The sequence below is a fragment of the Asanoa hainanensis genome (assembly GCF_900188485.1).
GTDB classification, from domain to species: Bacteria; Actinomycetota; Actinomycetes; order Mycobacteriales; family Micromonosporaceae; genus Asanoa; species Asanoa hainanensis.
Genome location: NZ_FZPH01000042.1, coordinates 1 through 1,416 on the forward strand (window position 1 = coordinate 1; position 1,416 = coordinate 1,416).

The 1,416-nt window shown below is 68.3% G+C and carries 1 protein-coding gene; it reads left to right on the top strand.

The window, feature by feature from the left end:
- Window positions 1–244 precede the first annotated feature (244 nt).
- Complete coding sequence (locus tag CHC05_RS40465) at window positions 245–1,384, top strand: IS110 family RNA-guided transposase (RefSeq protein ID WP_089256219.1); 1,140 nt, start codon at window positions 245–247, stop codon at window positions 1,382–1,384.
- Window positions 1,385–1,416 lie beyond the last annotated feature (32 nt).

A 1,416-nucleotide genomic window follows, 5' to 3' on the forward strand; every position in this document is an offset into this window, starting at 1 on the left:
CCGGCTACTTGTTGAGGATGGTGTTACGACCGTGGCCCGGCCAGGCTTGGTCGAGGTGACTGGTAGGGGTGCTCTGTCTCTGGCTGCCCACCCATATGGCGGGGTGTGGCTCTCTCCCGGCGTGGACCCTGCCGGTCACCGGGGTGTGGAGAGGCTCAAGAGGGGACTGCCCGGCTCGAAGTAGCGTTGCCCTCCCGCCGATCGGCCTGTTTTGTCGGGTTCCAGGGGAAGGGCGTTGTCGTTCATGGCTCGGGTTGTTATCGGTGTAGATCCGCACAAGCGTTCCGCGACGATCGAGGTCATCGACGGACGCGAACGTGTCCTCGGCGGTGGTCGGTATGCCAGCGATCGTGGCGGCTACCAGGCCATGCTGGCCGCGGGGCGGGTGCATCCACAGCGGGTGTGGGCGGTCGAGGGCTGTAACGGGATCGGCCGGCATCTGGCACAGCGGCTACTGGCCGACGGGGAAACGGTGCTGGACGTGCCCTCCAAGTCCTCGGCCCGGACACGGGCGTTCGCGACCGGGAACGGCCGCAAAACCGACGCCGCCGACGCACACCACATCGCGGTGACCGCCCTACGCACCGATGGGTTGCGGCAGGTCACCGCCGAGGACACCACGGTCGTGTTACGGCTGCTCGTCGACCGCCGCGAACAGCTGGCCCGGACCCGGACCGAGACCGTCAACCGCCTCCACCAACTCCTGCTCGACCTGATCCCCGGCGGAGCCAAGAAGAACCTGACCGCCGCCCAGGCACGCACCCTGCTCGAGCAGGCCACGCCCGCCGCCGCCGACATCGTCGCGGGCACCCGCCACCGCCTCGCCAGCGACCTCGTCGAGGAGATCACCGCCCTGGACCACAAGATCAAGACCGCGGCCGCTGACCTGACCGCGATCCTGGCCACCACCGGCAGCCATCTGCAACAGCTACGCGGGATCGGCCCGTCCGGCGCCGCCCGCCTGATCGCCGACATCGGCGACATCACCCGCTTCGCCACCCGCGGCCAGTTCGCCTCCTGGAACGGCACCGCACCGTTGGACGTCTCCTCCGGCGACCACACCCGCCACCGGCTCTCCCGCGCCGGGAACCGGCGCATCAACCGCGTCCTACACATCATGGCCATCGCCCAGATCCGCCACGACAGCCAAGGACGCGCCTACTACCAGGCGAAACTCGCCACCGGGAAAACCCCCATGGAAGCCCTACGCGCGCTCAAACGACGCCTATCCAACATCGTCTACCGCCAGATGATCGACGACACCACGGACGGGACAGGTCCGGGAGGACACACGGGGGCGACTCTGACTCCAGCGCGGCCGACCCAACCCCAAGATCGACACTTCGGACAAGTCACATCCCGGACCCGCCAAACCACACCCTAACCAACCCCCTCTTGACAGAGGGGCGCCGGGAG

Excerpts from the sequence above, each read along its gene's own strand:
- CHC05_RS40465 (WP_089256219.1), top strand. The coding sequence starts at position 245 with ATGGCTCGGGTTGTTATCGGTGTAGATCCGCACAAGCGTTCCGCGACG.